Here is a 19,825-nt window from a genome sequence, read left to right as displayed (position 1 = left end):
ACCGAATGCTGGACGCTGCATGCCGACACCCAGTGGTCCAAAGACAACGCCCACACAGACAATGAACAACGAATATCTTTAGCAGTCGACGCATTTTTTAAAAGCATTGGCCAAAGGCCAATAGGCCCGATCTATCAGCGATCTTGTTTTTGGGAGAGCGCTGCGGCGGCCAATCCGCTCAACGTTGGCTGTTTGTGGGATGCGCAATTAAAGATCGGCACGTGCGGCGATTGGTGCCAGATGTCCCGGATCGAAGGCGCTGTATTGAGTGGGATGGCAATGGCCGGGAAAATACTCAGCTTAAATGCTGGTATACCGCAGATCCCTCAGGGCGGGTAAATTATGAAACCCACTCGCAAAATATGTGTCGTCTGTGGACGTGAGATCCAGTGGCGCAAAAAATGGCGCCGTACCTGGCGGCAGGTCAAATACTGTTCACGTGGCTGTCAAAAAAATGGCCTGAGCGACATCGATAGGGCGCTTGAGAAAACGATCATCACGCTTCTGCACTCTCGGTCTGCATCTTCCAGTATATGCCCTAGTGAGGCGGCTCAGCAATACGCGGGGGATATGGATGAGAATAAATGGCGTCCATTGCTGGAAGCTACGCGCCGGGCGGCTCGGCGCTTGGCGCATAGGGATAAAATTGATATTCTTCAGGCCGGTGCGCCTGTTGATCCGGCCCTGTTTAAGGGCCCGATTCGATTGAAAATCAAGCGATGATGGATATCGGCTGCATCTAAGATGATGTTTGTTTAGGGTTTTCCTGCGGATTCAAATGACGTGTAGCTGCAACGAATTCCGATACGGCCACCAAGTAGGCATTGCCGCCGACGGTGGCACTGTTGTTATGACCTCCGCCCGGAATTAATGTCAAAAATTTAGGATGTGGCGTGTGTTCATACAGCAGGCGGCTCATTTCAAACGGAACCAAGTGGTCATCGGTGCCATGTATGTATAGGGTCGGTATGCGCAGGCGAGGGACTTTAGTGAGCGATTCAAAACGCTGATCAACGATCAAATCCAACGGAAAAAAGCGATATCTGGTTTTTTGACGCGCCACATCAATAATCGAGGTAAATGTCGATTCTACAATCAGCCCGGCCGCACTCGGATAACGTACGGCTAAGTCAATGGCGACTGCACCTCCGATTGAATGACCGTAAATGTATATTTTCTTTGGATTAATCCCCTTGTTTACCACCAGAAAGTTCCAGGATGCTTCGGCATCGGCATACAAAAGCGCCTCTGATGGAAATTCACCATCACTTAACCCGTATCCGCGATAGGAAACAATAAAGACAGCAAACCCTAAATTGTGCAGACGACGCAAGGCGTTAACATTGGCCCCCATATTGAGGGCACTGCCGTGAAGATAGAGCAACACTTTTCCGGTAGGATCTTGACCCGGAACCCACCAACCATGAAGCCGCTCCGTTTGGCCGTTAGCACTTTTAACGGCCACATAAACATCCTCATACACCAACTGCACATTTGCAGGTGTCTTTTTTATTTCGCGCCTGGGCGTAAATATAAAATGACCCTGTCGCGCCCATAAATAGGTGCAAGCAAGCATGTAAACAGCGCCCAAGCTCAGAGCGAACAGCGCCATTTTTTTCAAGAAACGATTTGACAGCATCTTTATTTACCAACAATTAATGTGACATGAAACAGGCTAATATATTCTAACTACCGCCTCAGCAAAATCAAGCAGCCGCTGATGCGACTGCCGAAATCCTGTCATAGCGCATTGCTTAAAAAGTTGTGTGCTCAGCTATATGTCGTCTTTTTCGTATATCGCGCTTCAGAAAACGCCGTATTGTTCAGTTATCGCTGCTGTCGACACTGCCAGGTGAAATGCAATTTCTACTTTCCTTTACAAAATATAGACAAAACATTGACAATCAAATTAACATGCCAATTATTTATTCGTAAAGCGTGCAATAAATACCAAAATGTCTAAAAAGGGGTCAAACAGGCTCATGTCACTTTTTAAAAACATTGTCATTGTATCCGCTTCAAAGCCCAATATCGACGTATTGAGGCAAACCCTTGCATTGGGAGCTAACAGCGGTTCTGACCTTAAAATACTTCAAATCGTCGATCCGCACCATGATCGCTCGAATGCCGTCTTAAAGGGTTACCCAGTTCTGCAGAACGGGTGGTTAACAGATCTTCAGGCGCAGCAGGGTGGTAAGGCAAATCCCAAACTACAACTACGTAATCACCGTGTACATTCCAAATTTCTGCAGGGAGATCCTCCTGAGGCCGTCGAACGAGAAGTCGAGCGCGACCATCATGATCTTATCGTCTTTGACGCGAAACAAAAAAATGTGCTGCTTCACCATGCAATAATCAGCACAGCCATGCATCTGATGCGCAGATGTACTACCCCGATTCTGATCTCCAGACCCGATCCCGAAATTAGATCCAATAGAATGCTGGCAGCAGTTGATCCAATGCTCTGTTCAGGGGCATTTGGCGTCACTGGCAATGCCCTGAATACACAGATTATGACACTGGTTAACGATGTTGCTCTTCACGCGGGTCAAAAGGTTCATGTTCTCAACTGCTGGCGGCATCCAATGGGTGAGCGATTGCGGAAAAATGAACATTTAAATGATGAACAGGTGCGTCGTGTGCTTATCGCAGCACGGGATCAACAGAGAAAATGCCTGGTCGATTTCCTTAGGAAGACCAGCCGGCAACAGCTTCGCTACCGCATTCACCTGCGGCAGGGGGATCCTGAAAAGCACATAGCCAGCATCGCAGAGGATTATCGAATCAATTTGGTTATTATGGGCTCTGTTGGGCGATCCGGTCTTGATGGATTGATAGTCGGAAATACCGCTGAGCGGATTATGTGCAACTCAAATATATCCCTGCTAACCGTTAAACCCAGCAGCTACCAACCAATTGCTGGACATCCACTTACCCCGGCAGAAGCTGCTTGCGACCTGTAACATCCCCAGCTAAAAAAAAGTCATTATTTTGCAAGCGTGTATTGACAGCTGATGGGTGGTGCTTACCTTCTACATAATTTAGACAAAACTTAAACAATTCTTTAAAATTACAAATAGAGGAGAAAAAAATGAAAAGTTACCTAATAATACCTGCTATGGCCATTTTTTCAGCTATTGCATTATTTATTGGCTCTGTTGTGACTGTTCAGGCAGGACACCATGATCACTCAATGTTTAAGGCTAACCTTAATGAGATGGATAGCAATGAAGACGGAGTGGTGTCTTTTGACGAATACGACGCTTTCCATTCTGAGCAACTTCGCTGGAGCTTTGATGCTATAGATTTAGACAATGATGGCGCCATCAGCGAAAATGAATGGAATCAGTTTCTTAAAATGCATGGCGTTGGAAAAGGCTACGGTTCTGACAAGCAAAGTTAACCAATTTCCAAAATAAGTAATTCATTGCAAATTAATCATTTTGCCCGCACTTAGACGGGCAAAATGAAGAATTTGCTTTAATACCAGATTGACATTCAATCAGCGAAATGCAGAACGTGACATGACTTGTACTTAAGGAGGGTAACATGAATAACAAAATCGCCTCATTAAACTCAACGAATGACGATGATCAGCAATATAGCGATAGTATGCTGCATCATAATGACAAAAAAAACGGGTCGGCACCACCTCATCTGTCCACTCCTAAAAATTCGGGCACATCCGTGGCAACAGATGCCTTTCAGCGATATCTTGTGGGGATAAGTAAATATAAGCTCTTAACACGTGATGAGGAACGTGCCCTTTTTCGGAAACTTCACAGTTCTGAAGACAAATCCGCCGCTCAACAATTGGTGACGTCTAATCTTCGATTAGTTGTAAAGATTGCGATGGACTACAGCAATCTGTGGATGCAAAATCTGCTGGATCTTATCCAAGAGGGAAACTTAGGGTTGATCAGGGCGGTTGAGAAGTTCAAACCCGAAAAAAATGTTAAATTTTCCTATTACGCTGCGTTTTGGATAAAGGCATATATTATAAAGCATCTTATGGATAACTGGCGCCTGGTTAAAATCGGAACTACACAGGCACAGCGTAAGTTATTTTTTAAACTTAAAAGCGAAAAACAAAAATTGGAAGATGACGGCTATGAGCCAAGTGCCGACTTGATTTCACAAAGGCTGGGTGTTCCTAAGAAGGACGTCGTTGAAATGGAACAGCGGATCAATGGCTGGGATGTTTCATTAGATGCACCATTGACAGATGACACGGATACAGCGCGCATCGAATTTCTGAAAACGCCCTCAGATTCAATGGAGGACAAAATGTCACAGAAAGAGATGCAGATCATTCTGAAGAAACACATTGCCAAATTCAGAAAACAGATGGATCCGCGTGAGCTGCATATTTTCAACCAACGAATTTTTGCAGAGGATCCCAAAACGCTTTCAGAAATAGGAAAACAATTTGGCATCTCAAGAGAGCGCGTTCGCCAAATTCAAAAAGGCATCATTGCCAAACTTAAAGATTCGTTCAAACAATCGCTTCCTGATTATGCTGCATACAGTAACAGCGATGCTGGCGTTGAAAATTTATTACTTCGATGAAAGGTCTGAAAAATGAGATGGTCAATAAAAATTGGCAAGCTGGCTGGAATTGATGTCTTCATTCATTTTACATTTTTTTTGTTACTGGCATGGATTGCATTCGTGTATTACAATCAAAGCGGCTCCGTAAACGCAGCTGTAGCAGGCATTTTTTTCATCCTGGTCATATTTGGCTGCGTTGTTTTACATGAGTTGGGGCATGCATTAACAGCCAGAAAGTTTGGTATCCAAACCCGTGATATCATTCTGCTTCCGATAGGAGGTGTAGCGCGGCTTGAAAAGATGCCTGATGAGCCTCGACAGGAGCTCTATGTGGCTTTGGCAGGGCCTGCAGTGAATATTGTCATTGCTGCCGCACTTGGCGTTTTTTTGTACTTTACAGAAGGTTTCACGCCTCTGAGTCAATTGGCAGGTGCGTCCGCTTCGTTTGCTGAGCGCATCATGGCGGTTAATATCTTTTTAGTCATTTTCAATATGATCCCGGCATTTCCAATGGACGGCGGTCGCGTCTTAAGATCTGTACTTGCCATGCGATTGCCATATGCAAAAGCTACACAGTACGCTGCAACTTTAGGTCAGGGCATAGCTGTTCTATTTGGTATATTTGGCCTCTTTTTCAACCCACTTCTGCTGTTTATTGCTTTATTCGTGTGGATTGGAGCTGCTCAAGAGACAAAAATAACGCAAATGAAATCTGCTTTTAGCGGAGTTCCCGTGACCAATGCTATGTTGACCAATTTTAGATCACTGGATCGACATCAAACACTCGAGCGTGCTGTTGAGTTAACGATAAATGGTACGCAAAAGGATTTTCCTGTGACTGATAGAGGTGATGTGATTGGCGTTCTAACGCAATCTGATTTAATTGCTGCGCTATCAAAACACGGGCCGCATGCCCTGGTGTCTGAAGCGATGCAAAAGCATTTTGTAACGGTTGACTCCTACGACATGCTTGAAACTGCATTCACCAAACTCAACGACTGCAACTGCCATACGTTGCCGGTGACGCGTAACAATCGGTTGGTGGGCTTGTTGACAATGGATAACCTTGGTGAGTACATGCGCATACAATCCGCATTATCTAATTAATTATTATCTGAGAGACTATTTTACAGTGTTAGGGTATATAATGGTTGGACGGCTGAAATCGAAAAGCATTAAAATGATTCGTTCAATGTTAAAAGAGGGAATGAGCGTTCACAAGATTGCATTGTGCTTAGCACTTGGGGCTACTCTGGGTGTATTTCCGGTGTTGGGAATCAGCACTTTGCTGTGCACGCTAGCAGCTCTTGTTTTTCGGTTGAACCTACCCGCCATACAATTGGTTAACTATCTGGTTTACCCGGTTCAGCTTGCATTGCTGGCGCCGTTTTACAGCATCGGCAGCTGGATGTTCAAACCGGATAGATGGCTAGCACCGGGTGAAAACCTGATAAATCTGATGAAAAACGACTTTTGGGGCAGCATGGCCGGTCTTTGGGATCTGACGCTTTATGCCGTCATCACATGGACGGTCATCTGCCCAATTATCATCGTAATACTTTATTTGACACTTAAACCATTGATCGTATCTTTTTCTTCTTTGCGCAGACAACAGCAGTTTTGAAATTATGAATTAGTTGCTTGTACCGCTGCTTCTATTTTTCAGAAGATAATGAGAAACAATCCATTCCTGCCCGTTTCGAAAACCCCACAATTCGGCGCAGGCCATGAAAAATATGCGCCAACGCTGCAACCAGCGCTTCGCTTTTTCATTCCCGTAGGTCTTTTTTATTATGGGTAGAATTTTTTCCCGGCGCTCATCCATATTGGCCAGCCATGCCTCGGCAGTTTTTTGGTAATGCTTGCCGTTAACCCGCCAATGGGCTTCCACTGCCAGATGATCCTGTAAATACAGCAGCAAATCGTCTGAGGCCATCATACCAGCGGTAAAAAAATGTTCTCCCATCCAGCTATTCCTGTTTTCCTCAAAGGTGTAGACAAATTGACGATGGGTAAAAATATGGATGAAACATTTGCCCTCCGGACGCAACCAGGTGCTAATGCGTCCAAGAAGTTTGGGCCAGTTGCGCATGTGCTCAAACATTTCCACCGAAACCACACGATCGAATCTTAAATCCGTATCAAAATTATTCATATCAGCGCAGATAACCTCTAAATTGCCCAGTCCCCTTTGCCGGCATAAAGCGCGGATAAATTTCGTCTGCGGTTGGGAATTCGAAACCGTGACTATCTGGCTGGCGGGATAGTGTTCAGCCATCCACAATGAAAGTGATCCCCAGCCGCAACCCAGTTCCAGAATGCGCATCCCGTTGGCCAACTGTGCACGTTCGGCAGTGATGGCCAGCATGCGCGCTTCAGCTTCATCCAGCGTTTGCGTATTCGCATCCCAGAAACAACTGCTGTATTTTAAATGCCGACCGAGCACCAGTTGAAAGAAGACCGGTGGGACTTCATAGTGTTGTTCTTTTGGTTTTTCAATTTGAACAGCGATGGGGCTGCGCCGCATATCGGCAATAACCTGAAACAGGGCAGCCTGCTGGGCTTCGACATTGCCTTTGTCTTCCATTTGCAGACGCTTTTTGTCGAGCATTCGAATGCCTAAACGAATAACAGCATCCGGCAGCCATCCACGCTCAGCCATATCTACCCATATGCTCATAGATTATCCTTTTTGGGAAACCAGGGGATAAACGCTGGGGTGCGTCGGATGTAATCGCGATAGGCCGGCCGGGTGTCCACAATCGTTTTTTCCATCAGGGGGATACCGGTCATCTTCAGCAAAACTGCGGTGATGACCAGCGGGCTGATGATCGTCCATCCGCTGTTGGGGGTCGATAAAGCAATGAAAAATATTCCCCACCAGATTAAGCATTCCCCAAAGTAATTGGGGTGCCGCGAATAGGCCCACAACCCGCGATCCATGACCTTGCCTTTGTTGGCGACATCGGTTTTAAAGCGTGCCAATTGCCAGTCACTGACAGACTCAAAACCAAACCCGATCAGCCAAATGATGAGTCCCGCAATATCAAACCCGGTAAAATGCGCCGGCTGAGCCGGTATCTGGCCGTACTGGACGGCCAGCGCAATGACACATAAAAATAGGGCCTGCAGCAAAAACACCTTAAACAGACTGATGATCCAAAAGCGCTCTCCACTGGCCTGGCGCCAGCTGCCGTAGCGGGGATCCTCTCCCTTGCCCCAATTGCGCCAGGTCAGATGGACGCTCAACCGCAATCCCCAGGCAGTGGTGATGACCCCAATTAGGATCTTGCGCCCCACGTACCCCTCAGTAAGACCAAAGCTAATCCAGGCAATCAGGACAAATCCCAGGCCCCAGAGACTGTCGACCACGGTCACATTTTTGTAGACCAGGCTCAGCAGCCAGCCGACAAACATCATACCGGTCACAGCCGCTAGATTCCAGCACAGGACCGTTATCAATTGATCCATACGATGACTCCCTCTTAGAGGTCGATGTCATGCAATCATTCGATCCGGTTGTAGCGGATCGGCGACCGATCGACCGGCCTTGCGCTCAGCAATCGCAGCGCGAATTTGTTTGTGCGCCTGACTGCTGATCGGATATGCCAGCACGATGATAAAGGCCACCATATTGCACACCGAAGGTACCAGCGCATACAAAGTGCGCAGCGTCAGCTGTACTTGTTCGGTCTGGTCGATATTGGGTGTATAGCCCGCCCATCCGAGAATTGATAATCCCGCGCCCACACCGACAGCGGCCGCAAATTTTTTGGCAATCGACCACAAGCCGATGTATTGCCCCTCCCGTCTTTGGCCGCAAAGCAGCTCGTCATAGTCGATCACATCCGCCTGGATAGCAGAGGGCAGCGCTAGAGTGGCGCCAAAACCGATGCCGGATGCAAAAACGAGTATCCCGTAAATATGCGCATCACCAGGGCCCAGAAAAAAGACACCGATAAACGCACCGGTATTGATAGCCATAGAGGTCAGCCAGGCCGCTTTTTTGCCGATGCGACGCGACAGCAAGATCCATCCGGGTAAAAACAGAATACCGGTCACAAAATACAGTAGCAGGAAAGCATCGGCCAGCTGTGACTGCAGCACATATTCGACGTAATACAAAATCAACGTTGCCGGCAAATTGCTGCCAATGGCCGCAATGGTATACGATACAATCAAAATGATAAACGGCCGGTTGCGAGCCACGGTGCGCAAACCCGACCAAATGCCGCTTGGCTTTACCACGGTGGTGGACGGTTTTTCTTTGATGGCTGTAACACACCACCAGCATGAGCCGATCAACAGCGGTGCATACAAAACCGCAATCCAGAAAAATTTGGCGCGTTCACCGTCTGCGTCTGTTGTCAGCCCAAAGATCCATTGCACCAGCGCCGGTGAGCTGGCGGCCATCAGGGTGCCGGCAATCAGAAATCCATCGCGCATTCCAAATAGTGACGTGCGCTCGTGATAGTCAAAAGTGATTTCCGGCCCCAACGCTTCATATGGAACAGTGACAGCCGTCCAAAATAAAAACAAGGTATAAATACAGATGCCAAACCACCATGTTTCAAAAATTGCAGACGCCTGCGGAGGGTTAAACAACAGAACCATGCTCAACACCACCCATAGTGCGCCGATGGCAATATAGGGTCGGCGTCTGCCAAATCGGGTTTGGGTCCGATCCGATAGATAGCCGATGGCAGGATCGGTAACTGCATCGAATATGCGCACACTGAACAAGATGGTGCCCAAGGCCGCTATATGGATACCAACAACATCGGTATAAAATTTGGGAATATAGACATATACCGGTATACCCACCACTGCTAAAGCAAAGGCCGGGGCCGAATACGCCAGTTTTTGTCGCAATGCAATATGTTCGGGATGTCGTTTTTTCACTATAGATCCAGGAGTTCTTTTTTCAGGGATTCGCTGATGGGCCTGGGGCCCAACCAAATTGAGAACAGGGCAGCTGCGAAATCAGCGCCATCAACTGTACCCCTGGGTACGCCGTTCAACGTTAGCTCAGTGCCCTTGCCGGGTATATAGGTCAAGGCATAACGATCACCTGGCTGAACATCCTGATACAGTGAGTTGTGGTATGTTAGACGGGGTTGCAGCCGTTCATAGGTCTGGGGATCGACGTTTTCTGATATTTTCTTATTGGTCGCCGGGCCAAAGTCCTCACCGGCAATCGATCGAAGATATTCGACTTCCAATCGCTTGGGCACATCTGCGAGCGCTAACTTAGAAGGATGATCTGGCGGCAGATATAAAGCGGCGACGTACACTTTGGCAAATACCATCACCCTTAGCAGTCCGCTACCCCTGAGTTCAAGAGAAGTGTCCTCCACGGTAAAGCGATCATCAAATTGAATCCCCTCGACCTCTGCGGCTTGAGTTTGCGGTTGGCTAAAAAACGTCAAGACCGATAAAACCAGTAACATAACAGGTATCAATCGTTTGCGGATCATTGAATGGGTCCTTTGTAAGCTTCAAACAGTTAGAATTAAGGTGTATTTTGGCGGCACATCGCGCCAAGCTAAATTTGATTAAGGGTCAATGCATTTAATTTGATTTATGCGGGACTTTGCGCAGCTTGCTGAGGTCGTAGCCCTGCGCTGTGAGAAAATCTAAGATGCGATTATAATCATCTTCGGGCATTGTTGGTTTGCGGGCCATAATCCAGACATAATCTCTTTTGGTGCGGCCGATGACCGTTTGAGAATAATCCTCGGCTAAATAGATGATGCGGTACTCGGCTTTAAACGGCCAAAAAAACTGCATACCCCAGACGGCATTGGATTGCTTATCCCGGATGAATCCCCGTGGACGGTAGACCTTGAGCGGACCATCTAGTGCTCCCTTGTTGAAAGAAAACGTCGTTTCAATCGTGCCATCTTCAGCGAGACGATAGGATTCAAGGGCATTATACGCCTGTTTTTCAATGGCGGTCGGGATGCTGGCAATGACGTACCAGTCCCCCATGAACCGCTCAATATCGACCGACTCCACCGTATGAATTGGCGGCCCACTGGTACAGGCTGCGATCACGGAAACAATCATTAACACCATTGAAATTTTTGGATTTGGCATTGCCATCGGTTTGTCCCGCTTTAGTTAGACGCATTCGACTGATCGGTTACATCTCGCTGAATGGCCAAATAGTGCGTAATCTGATCCTTATCATCCCGAATCGGAACGATTTTCCATTCCATCATAAATTCGGAACCATCGCGGCGGTAATTAATGGCTTTGCCATGGAACAGATTGCCGGCCTTGATGTCGGCATTCAGCTGTTCTATTACCTTTTTATCCGTATTCGGGCCCTGCAGCATCGATGGCGATTTACCCATGACCTCATGGGGCCCATAACCGGTCAGTTCGCAAAATGCGGCGTTCACATATACAATCGGATAGCCCTTGCCGGCTTCGGTGATCACAATCGAATTAAACGACTCCTCCATCGATGCTTCTAGCAGACGCTTCATGATAAATTTGAAATTCTCATCATGTTCAAACGCATCGAAGACATATTTTTTGACCTTCATTTGAATACTGTTCCTTTCACATATGGGGTTCAATGTCCGTTTATGATTATTATGAGTGCAATTTAAGCATCTGCTGTCAAACATCAAGAAAAAAACGGTAATTCCTGCCCGCTTTACTGGTCATTATAGACTTATCGGGCGTAAATTTAAAAAAAGTGAAAATAAGATTATGAAAACCCATAGATTTTTGATATAAAAATATAATAACGAATCAACAACTTATCTACTACACGGCTTACAGGAATGATGGGTATGGGAAGTCGGTTCTCGATCGGGGTCTTATTCTTGATGGTGTTTGGGCTGCAGGCATGTGTCGCCGACCAAAAACTGCAGAGTCAAAACGCACTTTTGCAAGACGAGCTCAAGCATTTTCAGCTACAACTCTATGAGGCTGATCAGCGCATAAAAAGCCAGGATTCAGAATTAAAGCGCTTACAGCAGGCGGAAGCCAAATGCAATCAAAATCTGGCGGACCTGAAAGTCACCAACGCCTCGCTGCAAAAGATTAATTTAAAGCTTAACCAAAATGTCGAGCGCTTGAACAGCGATCTGGCGAAAAAGAAATCGGTAATCAAACTGCAAAATAAGGTTATCGGGTTGTTAGATGACACCAAAAAGACCATCGCCACGAGTTTAAAGGATGAGATCGCCGCCCAGCAAATAGAGCTTGTTGAGCTGGAGGATACGCTCAAGGTCATCTTCATTGATAGGATTCTGTTCGATTCAGGCAGTGTTGAGATTAATGCAAAAGGCAAAGCCTTGTTGCTGGCGTTTGCTGAATCCATCCGGCAGCAAGATGATCAATATGTCCTGGTTGAAGGCCATACGGATAACATGCCTCTGGGGCCTTCCTTAAAGGTGAGATTTCCCAGCAACTGGGAGCTATCGGTTGCGCGGGCTGCAGCGGTGGCACGATTTCTTCAGGAGGAGGGGCAGCTGCAACCGCAGAGGCTGTCAGCTCGGGGGTACAGTTACTATAAACCGGTGGCTTCTAACAAAACCTTTGGTGGGCGGCACCAAAACCGCCGGATTGAAATCATTCTGAGCCCGTCAAATGGTGGCCCATGATATCAGTAATGGATGGTCGTTTAACCCACCTGCGCCAATCTCGTATCGCCATGCTTACCGGCGCTGTGCATCAAGACGATTAATGGTGTTTAGTTATCCAGTACCTGTCTGAGTTTCTGTGACAGTTCGATAATGTCGAAGGGCTTTTGGATAAATCCGCTGCACCCCATCTCGAATAATTCTTCGGTTTGTTTGTTGGTACTGTAACCGCTCACCAGTAAAACCCTGACAGCCGGGTTGATTTTTTTCAACTCCTCATAAGTCGCTTTGCCGCTCATCTCCGGCATAATCATATCCAGCGCAACCAGATCCACTTTATCCGAATTTTCAGCATAAATGTCGATGGCTTCCATGCCGTTTTCGGCTGTAATAACGGAGTATCCCAATTCTTTAAGCATTAATTTTTCAACTTCTATCGGCCCTTCTTCATCGTCTACCAGCAGAATACACTCACTGCCTTTTACCAGGGTAAAATCTGTTTGCGAATCATCTGCTTCTACAACTTGTGAAGACGGGAGATAGATCACAAAAGTGGTGCCATAACCCTGTTCGCTGTAAACGCGGATAATACCGTGGTGGTTTTTGACAATGCCGTACGCGGAAGCCAGCCCTAAACCCGTTCCCTTGCCGATTTCTTTGGTTGTAAAAAAGGGCTCGAAAATTCGTTCGATGGTTTCTTTATCCATTCCGATACCGCTGTCGGTCACAGAAAGCTTGACATAATTGCCGCCTTTGACTTCAAATGGCTCGCAATAAGCATCGCTCAGAACCACATTTTCGGTCTGGATATAAAGGTCTCCTCCGTCGGGCATCGCATGCCAGGCATTTAAATACAAATTGATGAGAACCTGTTCAATTTGCCCCTGATCCACCTCTACATTCCAGATTTCCTGATTGCATCGTTTATGCAAGGTAATTTCTTTTTTGGTGCGCATGAACATGCGGGTGCTTTTTTCCACGATTTCATTGAGACAGGTCGGCCGCAGTGTGTATTTCCCTTTGCGGGCAAACCCCAGCAGTTGATCGGTCAGGTTTGCCGCGCTCATAACATTTTCCTCTATTCCCTGGATATATTTGGTGTCCGGGTGGTCCTCAAAACTGTCCGCTTCGTTGCCCAGGCGCATCAATGATAAATACCCCTGGATGCCCATCAGAATATTATTGAAATCGTGGGCAATGCCGCCTGCCAGGGTGCCAATCGCCTCCATCTTCTGGGCATGCATCAGTTGAGCTTCGAGATGTTGCTTTTCCTTTTCAGCCTGGAGTTGGTCGGTGATATCCGATACCTGGCTGACTACTTTTTCCTTTTCAGACGAGTCCTGAAAACGGTTGGCTGTTATTTTAACCGATCGTTCCTCTCCATTGTTGCGCATGATTTTGCAGACCGGCCCCGAATTAACTGTCAGTCCTTTTTGTATCTTTTGAAAATAGGTTTCGATATCGGTGTGTTCGGTTGGTTCTAAGTAGGTTTTCAGCGACTGTCCTTCAATCTCTGCCCGGGGGCATCCGATAATCTCACTGAAAACCTCATTGGCAAACAGAATATTCAGGTTTTTGCCGAGGATAACAATTCCATCTCTTGAATTCTCAACCACAGAGCGATAACGCTCTTCACTTTCACGCAGCGCTTTTTGGGCCTCGGTGCGCTTGCTGACATCTCGGGCGACATTTAGAATGACTTTTTTGCCCCGGTAGGTAATAGCGCGTGAGTGTATTTCGACCGGAATACACGCTTGATTATTGGTGAAATGCTCGGTTTCAAGGTTTAATTTAGGCAGCGATTGTTCCTGAGCCTTTTCGACTAGCTCATATAGAATTAAATTGACATCATTTTCGGGGATAATTTGGTTTAAGTTAAGCTTGAAAAACTCTTCGAGCGTATAACCCAGCTGAGAATAGGCGGCTTCATTTGCTTCCAATATATTGCCTGCCAAATCCGTGATGTAAACTGCGTCATCCACTTTTTCCAGAAGCTCTTTGTAACGCGTTTGCTCTTCAGCGTCCTTTATGTTTGCGAGCATAAAATTGAAGGCTTCCGACAACTGATTGAATTCCCAATAGTCTTTTCGATTCGTATCAAAAAGAAGATCTTTCTGACCTTCTGAGATCTGGATGGCCTTGGCAGTCATTTTGCGCAAGGGCGCTACCATTTTGCGGGCTAAAAATACAGCCATCAAAGTTGAAACCGCCAGAACGACAACAGCAAACACGCTCATCCACAGGGTGACTTTGCTTTTTTCTTGAATAAGGCTTTCCAGTGAAGACTGAAAATATATATGATTAAATCCACTGATTTTCGAAAGAACCAGATTTTGGCCAAAAGGGTAGAATCCCGTATGGCCGGCTATTTTCTTGCGGAGTTGGTCATCAACATATACGGCTTGATGGGATATCAGGTTAAAAGCTTGATCGGACTGGATCACTGCCAGGCTAATTCCGCCAGTTTGCTCAATCATTTCGATGAGTTTTTGGTCTTGAATCATGTCATACAGCGCATAGGCCGTACCCATGCGACCGGTTTCATGCATAACCGGAGCCGAAAACATCCATAATAGACGTTTTTTTCCCCGATTCTGCACGATTTCACCCATGGGATATTTTGTCATGGCAAATTTAACGATGCGCTCAGGCAACGCTGAATATGTTGACGGCACGATCTGCTTTTCACCGACCTTTTTTACAAAATGGTACACCCCGTTAGCCGGTGGGTAAGACTGGGTGATACGATCCTCAAGCTTTGAGGTGTCGTCGAGCATGACTGTGACCCGAATGATGTTGTCGGATCGCAGCTCGTTTAGCATACTTTTAACGCTGGCCATGCGGTTGTTTAAAATAATTTCAACTTGGCCCCTTTGCGCCCTTAACTTCTCGTAAAATTCAGCCTCTACTTTCTTGCCAAAATAGCGGTATAAGGTTCCCAAAATAATCACAACGGAAACGCTGACCAGGATAACAAATGCCGTCATCAAATACGTGGAAAAGCGTTTATTGTGATTAATTTTCAACATAACTCTTAAGCATAAAATAAAATGACTTAAATTGTCAAAAAAAAGATAAGATCACAGAAGCTTAACCCATTGGCGGCTCTAATGGTTCTTCACCTGAATGGTCATACCAAGTAATTGCTGCAGCTGTCCTCATGACCGCATGATCATATCTGATTTCTTTTGACTTCTTATCCGATAATGCAATACAACTTTGCGCAATATAACCATTATTGCCCTGGAGGGAGCGCAGCATGAAAGAAGGCAAACTGCATTATGGCTGGGTGGTCGTCTTTATGGGAATGCTGACGACCATTGCCGCCCACGGTTTTGGGCGAATGTCCTATACCGTTATTCTACCGGCTATGAAAAATGACCTTGGTTTTTCAAACTATTATATGGGGCTATTGAGTACAGGCAATTTTATTGGATACCTGGCGATGGCGCTTATCGGCGGATTTCTGGCAGCGCGATTTGGGGCACGGGTGGTTATTACGGCGGCCCTAATCCTCATGGGCATCACAATGATACTAACCGGTCTGGCGCAATCGTTTGGCTTTGCATTTGCCATGCGTTTGTTGACTGGATTAGGCAACGGCGCTTCTTTTGTGCCTGCAATGGCTCTGGGTTCGGCCTGGTTTGCCATGAGGCGAAGAGGTTTTGCCACCGGGATTGTATCCGCTGGAATCGGATTGGGTATGATGATTGCTAGCCTCGGGGTTACCAGAATATTAGCGCTTCTGGGTCCCAATGGCTGGCGCATTTCTTGGTATTTTTTGGGCGGAGCTGTGATTTTAATTGCAGGTGTTGTCTTTAAGTTTGTTCGGAGCCGACCAGAGGAAAAGGGACTCCAGCAGGTGGGCCAAGATACAACATCTGATTCGGCCTCTGAATCAGCATCCACAGGTAAAATTTCCTCCCTACAATGGACCGGTGTCATCAAAATGGGAGCAATCTGGTATTTAGGAGTCGTCTATTTTTTTTATGGCTTTTCCTACGTTATATATCTAACTTTCTTTAAGGAATATTTAACCGGAGAGATAGGTCTCTCATCGGTATGGGCCGGCAATTTATTTGCACTGGTGGGCGGTCTGAGTATTTTTTGTGGTGTTATTTGGGGCAAAATATCGGATGTGCTGGGAAGAAGCCGTGGCGCTGCTCTGGCATATTTGGTGCTCGGGCTTTCATATATTATCTATGCGCTGATCAAGGTCGATATTGGTTTTTTTCTGTCGGCTATTTTATTCGGTCTCACCGCCTGGAGCATTCCTACGATCATGGCTGCCGCAGCCGGGGATTTTGTCGGACCGCGTCTGGCACCTGCAGGTCTTGGCTTCGTCACCCTATTTTTTGGTATTGGACAGGCTTTGGGCCCAGCGCTTGGCGGCTATCTGGCAGATATGAGTGGCTCCTTTACACTGCCGCTTATGGTTGCCGGCGTTATCTCTTTAGTGGGGATGGTGCTGTCATTTTACTTGAAGAAGCCGGATACGGAATAGTAAATTGCCAAATCCGCCGCAGCATGACTATTTCACGTTAAATTTTGAGGACGAAGCGGCGATGAGTACGATGCGTGACATCATGATACCCATTTTGGCATTCGTCCTCGATTGATTATCTTTTTTGAATTGATATTGTATGTTGTCTTCATGACGAATAATGAACAAGAGGTGAAATGATGAACATTGAAGCCAATGGGATCAATATTCATTATGAATTGTCAGGCAAAGAAAAGGCGCCGGTGGTGGTGCTCAGCCACTCATTGGCCTGCAGTCAGGTGATGTGGTGGCCGCAGATTGAGCTGCTGGAAAGCCACTTCCGCGTTTTGCGATTTGATACCCGCGGTCACGGCCAGAGCCAGGCGCCTCAGGGGCCCTATACGTTAGAGCAGCTGGTTGATGACGCCATTGGCCTACTGGACGCGCTCAAGCTTGATCGGGTGTATTGGGTGGGTTTGTCGATGGGCGGCATGATCGGTCAAGGTCTGGCGCTGCGTGATCAAAGCCGTCTCAACACACTGGTCTTGGCAGATACCGCAGCCGTGATTCCTGCTGAAGCCCAGCCGGTTTGGCAGGAGCGCATTGATGCGGCCATCACCGGCGGCATGCAGGCAGTGGCCGAATCAACACTCGAACGCTGGTTTACACCGGATTATCTGCAGCAAAATCGCCCTGGAATTGATCGCATCCGGCAGCAGATTTTGGCTACACCGCTGGCAGGATACGTCGGTTGCAGTGAGGCGATTCGCCGTCTGAATTATCTGGATCAACTGGACGCAGTGGAAACGAAAACCCTAATTATGGTGGGTGCTGATGATCCGGGCACACCGGTGGCTGCTTCAGAAGCCATGCATGCGCAAATTAAAGGTTCCAAACTGGTGGTTATTCCGCAGGCTGCGCATCTTTCCAACATTGAACAGGCCGATACGTTCAACTCGCATTTAATGGCGTTTCTGGTGGAATAAGGGGCGGGATTGTTTTTATCGCTGCCGGATTTCCCTTTCGCTGATCCCCATCAGGTACAGTAAGCTGTCCAGTCCCACACTGGAGATGCTGCGCTGGGCATTTTCTCTGACAATGGGTTTGGCATGGAATGCTACGCCCAGGCCGGCAATGCTGATCATTGGCAAATCGTTGGCGCCATCGCCAACCGCGATGGTTTGTTTGAGACTGATGTTTTCGACCTGGGCGATGGTTTTTAAAATTTCAGCTTTCTTCTGTCCGTCGATAATATCCCCATTGATGTTGCCGGTAAATTTGCCATCCGCAATTTGCAGCTGATTGGCAAAAACGTAATCCAGACCCAGTTTTTGCTGCAGATCCTTTCCAAAATATTCGAATCCACCGGAGATAATACCGATTTTGAAACCCAGCTGTTTTAGCTTGTCTATGACGCGTTCGGCCCCTTCGGTCAGCGTCAGCTTATCAGCCGCCGTTGCAAGTGCCTTTTCGTTGAGCCCTTTTAATAAGGCCACGCGCTTGCCCAGACTTTCTTTAAAATCCATTTCCCCCTGCATTCCGGCAGTGGTAATCTGGGCGACCTGATCACCAACACCGGCCAAGGCAGCCAGCTCGTCAATGGCCTCGCCCTGAATGAGGGTTGAATCCATATCGAAAACCACCAGACGGCGAGCATGGCGATAAATATCATCGACATAAAAGGAAATATCGATACCGGTTTCAGCATGGATGTTGAGCAACTCGCCCCGCAAAACACCCGGGTTTTTAATTTCACCGGACACTGTAATCTGAACACAGGCTTTTTTCTGTTCACCGGCATTATTGACTGACATGCGTCCAGATAGGCGGTTGATGACGTCAATATTCAGTTTGAATTTGGCAATAACGGCGGCCACCTTGGAAAGCTGTTTGGCCGTCAATTGCCGGCCCAGAAGGGTAATTATACGGCGCTCTTTACCCCGATGCGCCACCCAGCTTTCATAGCGGTTTTCCTCTATCGGTGAAAAGTGGATCTGAATTCCCAGTTTGTGGGCCTCAAACAACAGATCTTTTAAGATGGATGAAGATTTAAACTCGGCCGGGATCTCAACCAAGATGCCCAGCGATAAGTAATCGTGGATGACCGCCTGTCCGATATCCAAAATCACCACATGGTACCTGGCCAATATGCGCGTTAGACTGGCGGTTAGCCCGGGTTTATCTTTACCGGTCACGTTGATCAGTATGATTTCTCTCATTAGGATGTTCCCTGAAAACCAAAATGATATTGATGTATTGTGTCAGAAAACGCGTACTATAAACACAACCCTGCGTCTCTTGCAACCGCAAACACGCAATCCTTGTCTTTTCTATTTAACCGGATTGTCACTCAAATGAAAAGCAGTGGTTCGGCAATTTAGGGTGGGTTCAAAAAATCCATTGCGACCTGCTGGAACAAGACAGGCGTTTCAGCGGGAACACTGTGACCGGCCTCTGGTATAATCTCGTGGCGCCCATTACATTGCTTGGCCAGTTGCCGGACCTCAGTTGGGCTGACTATCGGATCATCGACGCCGGAAATAAGCAGGGTGGGGCGTTGAATGGATGACGCAAAGGCACTCACAGAGGGATAAGCGGATATTGCACTGAAATGGGCCATTAAAGCCTGCTTGTCATTGCGGGTAGCAATGGCCGCAACGATTTTATCGACAATATTGCGATTCTGGTTCAAAAACCGTTTTCCGAATACCAGAGGCAACATAGCCCATGCCATGGTTTCAAGGTCTGTGCGTTGCAGAATCTGAAGCCATGCTTGAACGATGTGTTTAATATAAGCCTGTGAATCGCTGCCAATGCTGCACAGCACAAGCCGGTCGACCCATTCAGGTGTTGTTGCCGCCAGCATTGAAGCGACATAGGCGCCATGGCTGGTGCCGACCAGATGGGCCCTGGGAACCCTCAAATGCTCGAGCAGATTAATTAAATCTTTGATATGCGCTTTCGCTGAAATCGGACGAGTGCCGATATCGCTTTTACCTTGAGCTCGGGCATCATAGCACAGCACGCTGAATTGTTTTGCAAAAGCGGCTGCGTGTGGCTCCCAGTAAATGGTGGTCTGGCTTGTGCCATTGAGAAAAACCACCGCTGGTCGATTGGCCTTTAAATGACGGCTGGTGTAGTAAAGTTTGCAGTTGTCAGGGGTGGTAAAATAAGGCAAAGGGGTCTCCTT

Annotated in this window: 20 protein-coding genes; 10 read left to right on the top strand and 10 right to left on the bottom strand. The window is 47.2% G+C overall.

The window, feature by feature from the left end:
• Together QNJ26_04610 and QNJ26_04605 are read left to right on the top strand one after the other, a co-directional pair.
• The coding region (locus QNJ26_04610; GenBank protein MDJ0984803.1) for a hypothetical protein at positions 1-339 on the top strand (339 nt) is incomplete at its 5' end.
• Between the two features lie 3 nt (positions 340-342).
• Positions 343-723 (top strand): DUF3253 domain-containing protein, encoded by a 381-nt coding sequence (locus QNJ26_04605; GenBank protein ID MDJ0984802.1) that lies wholly within the window; start codon positions 343-345, stop codon positions 721-723.
• A 16-nt stretch (positions 724-739) separates the two neighbouring features.
• Here the strand turns inward: QNJ26_04605 and QNJ26_04600 are convergent, their stop codons facing one another.
• The gene (locus QNJ26_04600; protein MDJ0984801.1) at positions 740-1,612 is read right to left on the bottom strand and encodes an alpha/beta fold hydrolase; all 873 of its coding nucleotides are present in this window, start codon (positions 1,610-1,612) and stop codon (positions 740-742) included.
• A gap of 370 nt (positions 1,613-1,982) precedes the next feature.
• Between QNJ26_04600 and QNJ26_04595 the strand changes: the two genes are divergently transcribed.
• The 5 genes from QNJ26_04595 (at position 1,983) to QNJ26_04575 (ending at position 6,175) form a co-directional block, all read left to right on the top strand.
• Positions 1,983-2,963 carry a universal stress protein gene (locus QNJ26_04595; GenBank protein MDJ0984800.1) on the top strand — a complete coding sequence of 327 codons (981 nt, stop codon included), beginning with the start codon at positions 1,983-1,985 and terminating at the stop codon, positions 2,961-2,963.
• Between the two features lie 128 nt (positions 2,964-3,091).
• Positions 3,092-3,403 carry an EF-hand domain-containing protein gene (locus QNJ26_04590; protein MDJ0984799.1) on the top strand — a complete coding sequence of 104 codons (312 nt, stop codon included), beginning with the start codon at positions 3,092-3,094 and terminating at the stop codon, positions 3,401-3,403.
• A 146-nt stretch (positions 3,404-3,549) separates the two neighbouring features.
• Complete coding sequence (locus QNJ26_04585; GenBank protein ID MDJ0984798.1) at positions 3,550-4,569, top strand: RNA polymerase factor sigma-32; 1,020 nt, start codon at positions 3,550-3,552, stop codon at positions 4,567-4,569.
• A 12-nt stretch (positions 4,570-4,581) separates the two neighbouring features.
• A complete protein-coding gene (locus QNJ26_04580) occupies positions 4,582-5,658 on the top strand; it encodes a site-2 protease family protein (protein ID MDJ0984797.1) in 1,077 nt (358 codons plus the stop codon).
• An 85-nt stretch (positions 5,659-5,743) separates the two neighbouring features.
• On the top strand, positions 5,744-6,175 hold the full coding sequence (locus QNJ26_04575) for a DUF2062 domain-containing protein (protein ID MDJ0984796.1): 432 nt from the start codon (positions 5,744-5,746) through the stop codon (positions 6,173-6,175).
• 9 nt (positions 6,176-6,184) lie between these two features.
• On the opposite strand, the gene QNJ26_04570 is transcribed toward QNJ26_04575, so the two are convergent.
• The 6 genes from QNJ26_04570 to QNJ26_04545 all read right to left on the bottom strand — a co-directional run bounded on the left by QNJ26_04570 (position 6,185) and on the right by QNJ26_04545 (position 11,105).
• The gene (locus QNJ26_04570; GenBank protein MDJ0984795.1) at positions 6,185-7,231 is read right to left on the bottom strand and encodes a cyclopropane-fatty-acyl-phospholipid synthase family protein; all 1,047 of its coding nucleotides are present in this window, start codon (positions 7,229-7,231) and stop codon (positions 6,185-6,187) included.
• The gene (locus tag QNJ26_04565) at positions 7,228-8,022 is read right to left on the bottom strand and encodes a DUF1295 domain-containing protein (protein MDJ0984794.1); all 795 of its coding nucleotides are present in this window, start codon (positions 8,020-8,022) and stop codon (positions 7,228-7,230) included. Before QNJ26_04565 ends, QNJ26_04570 begins: the two co-directional genes overlap by 4 nt.
• 27 nt (positions 8,023-8,049) lie before the next feature.
• Positions 8,050-9,453, bottom strand: a complete 1,404-nt coding sequence (locus QNJ26_04560; protein ID MDJ0984793.1) for an MFS transporter — start codon at positions 9,451-9,453, stop codon at positions 8,050-8,052.
• Entirely contained in the window at positions 9,453-10,028 is a 576-nt protein-coding gene (locus tag QNJ26_04555) for a chalcone isomerase family protein (protein ID MDJ0984792.1), read from the bottom strand. Before QNJ26_04555 ends, QNJ26_04560 begins: the two co-directional genes overlap by 1 nt.
• A 94-nt stretch (positions 10,029-10,122) precedes the next feature.
• On the bottom strand, positions 10,123-10,650 hold the full coding sequence (locus tag QNJ26_04550) for a lipocalin family protein (GenBank protein MDJ0984791.1): 528 nt from the start codon (positions 10,648-10,650) through the stop codon (positions 10,123-10,125).
• 20 nt (positions 10,651-10,670) lie between these two features.
• A complete protein-coding gene (locus QNJ26_04545) occupies positions 10,671-11,105 on the bottom strand; it encodes a PAS domain-containing protein (GenBank protein MDJ0984790.1) in 435 nt (144 codons plus the stop codon).
• A gap of 252 nt (positions 11,106-11,357) precedes the next feature.
• Between QNJ26_04545 and QNJ26_04540 the strand changes: the two genes are divergently transcribed.
• Entirely contained in the window at positions 11,358-12,173 is an 816-nt protein-coding gene (locus tag QNJ26_04540; protein ID MDJ0984789.1) for an OmpA family protein, read from the top strand.
• Between the two features lie 89 nt (positions 12,174-12,262).
• On the opposite strand, the gene QNJ26_04535 is transcribed toward QNJ26_04540, so the two are convergent.
• Positions 12,263-15,181, bottom strand: coding sequence for a PAS domain S-box protein (locus tag QNJ26_04535; protein MDJ0984788.1), 2,919 nt, complete (start codon positions 15,179-15,181; stop codon positions 12,263-12,265).
• A gap of 230 nt (positions 15,182-15,411) precedes the next feature.
• On the opposite strand from QNJ26_04535, the gene QNJ26_04530 reads away from it, so the two are divergent.
• Both QNJ26_04530 and pcaD read left to right on the top strand, forming a co-directional pair.
• Entirely contained in the window at positions 15,412-16,656 is a 1,245-nt protein-coding gene (locus QNJ26_04530; GenBank protein ID MDJ0984787.1) for an MFS transporter, read from the top strand.
• 176 nt (positions 16,657-16,832) lie between these two features.
• Positions 16,833-17,621: a 3-oxoadipate enol-lactonase gene (gene pcaD, locus QNJ26_04525; GenBank protein MDJ0984786.1), complete on the top strand. Its 789-nt coding sequence runs from the start codon at positions 16,833-16,835 to the stop codon at positions 17,619-17,621.
• Positions 17,622-17,636: 15 nt separating this feature from the next.
• Here the strand turns inward: pcaD and serB are convergent, their stop codons facing one another.
• Together serB and QNJ26_04515 are read right to left on the bottom strand one after the other, a co-directional pair.
• Positions 17,637-18,854, bottom strand: coding sequence for a phosphoserine phosphatase SerB (serB, locus tag QNJ26_04520; protein MDJ0984785.1), 1,218 nt, complete (start codon positions 18,852-18,854; stop codon positions 17,637-17,639).
• Positions 18,855-19,012: 158 nt separating this feature from the next.
• Positions 19,013-19,813: an alpha/beta hydrolase gene (locus tag QNJ26_04515; protein ID MDJ0984784.1), complete on the bottom strand. Its 801-nt coding sequence runs from the start codon at positions 19,811-19,813 to the stop codon at positions 19,013-19,015.
• Positions 19,814-19,825: the final 12 nt, after the last annotated feature.

It is taken from the genome of Desulfobacterales bacterium (assembly GCA_030066985.1).
Classification (GTDB): Bacteria; Desulfobacterota; Desulfobacteria; order Desulfobacterales; family JAHEIW01; genus JAHEIW01.
Note: the sequence above shows the minus strand (reverse complement) of the source record. Positions and strands in the feature narration are given on the sequence as shown.